We start from the raw sequence: 1,530 nt of genomic DNA on the forward strand, positions 1-1,530 counted from the left end.
TCACGCCTGAGGCCACGAACGATATCTTGGAGTGCCGGTGATATTCGTCGCGGGCGTGGATGTTGGAGATGTGGACTTCCAGCACCGGGCCTTCGAACGTCTTGATCGCGTCCATGATCGAGACCGAGGTGAAGGAGAGGCCAGCCGGGTTGATGACGATGGCATCGGCGTCCTGCCGCGCCGACTGGATCAGGTCGACCAGCACGCCCTCATGGTTGGACTGGTGGAAAGCGAGCTTGAGCCCGAGCTTCGCGGCGGCTTCCTCGCAGCTCGCGTTGACCTMTGCGAGAGTCGTGGTGCCATAGATGTGCGGCTCGCGGATGCCGAGCATGTTGAGGTTGGGACCGTTGAGGATCATCACGCGCTTCATGGGAGCGTCCTTTCGAATGGAAATCTGCTGAATTGTCTTGCCGAGCCCAAGGCAGGCCGAGGCTGCCGTGTCGGTCCCTCGCGGGCCTTACCGCAAAGCAGCATTACACGAGCCCGTGAACCCTTTGATCGGGATCAAGTCGTTCCCTGGCCGATAGGGCATTTTGCCCAAATGCCCTCCAGGGCCAAATGTGGGATAGCGCATAGACATTGGAGCTGGAAAAGCTCTAAGAAGATGCGGCCCCTTGGTCAGGTTCCGTTGCAGGTTTTGCCGATGGATTACAGCCAGTTCTTCAATTCTGCCCTCGATCGTCTCCACACTGAACGGCGCTATCGCGTGTTCGCCGATCTGGAGCGGATGGCGGGCCGGTTCCYGCACGCGATCTGGCACTCGCCCAAGGGCAAGCGCGACGTCGTGATCTGGTGCTCCAACGACTATCTCGGCATGGGCCAGCACCCGAAGGTGGTCGGTGCCATGGTCGAGACCGCGACGCGCGTCGGCACCGGCGCAGGCGGCACCCGCAACATCGCCGGCACGCATCATCCGCTGGTGCAGCTCGAGGCCGAGCTTGCCGACCTCCACGGCAAGGAAGCGGCGCTGCTGTTCACCTCGGGCTACGTCTCGAACCAGACCGGCATCGCGACGATCGCAAAGCTCATTCCGAACTGCCTGATCCTGTCGGACGAGCTCAACCACAATTCGATGATCGAGGGCATCCGCCAGTCCGGCTGCGAACGCGTCGTGTTCCGCCACAACGACCTCGCCGATCTCGAAGCGCTGTTGAAGGCGGCGGGTCCGAACCGGCCGAAGCTGATCGCCTGCGAGAGCCTCTATTCCATGGACGGCGACGTCGCCCCGCTCGCCAAGATCTGCGATCTCGCCGAGAAATATAATGCGATGACCTATGTCGACGAGGTCCACGCGGTCGGCATGTACGGCCCGCGCGGCGGCGGCATCGCCGAGCGTGACGGCGTCATGCACCGCATCGACATTCTGGAAGGCACGCTCGCGAAAGCGTTCGGCTGCCTCGGCGGCTACATCGCCGCCAACGGCCAGATCATCGATGCCGTGCGCTCCTATGCGCCGGGCTTCATCTTCACCACCGCGCTGCCGCCGGCGATCTGCTCGGCCGCGACCGCCGCGATCAAGCATCTCAAGAC

The 1,530-nt window shown here is 62.9% G+C and carries 2 protein-coding genes; one reads left to right on the forward strand and one right to left on the reverse strand.

Translation table 11 applies throughout. The features are described from left to right. The coding region (locus tag AC1D00_RS40590; protein WP_477014573.1) for a type II 3-dehydroquinate dehydratase at positions 1-370 on the reverse strand (370 nt) is incomplete at its 3' end. Between the two features lie 273 nt (positions 371-643). Between AC1D00_RS40590 and hemA the strand changes: the two genes are divergently transcribed. After that, positions 644-1,530: 5-aminolevulinate synthase (gene hemA, locus AC1D00_RS40595; protein ID WP_477014574.1), on the forward strand; the 887-nt coding region annotated here is incomplete at its 3' end.

It is taken from the genome of Bradyrhizobium sp. P2_E8 (genome assembly GCF_056403875.1).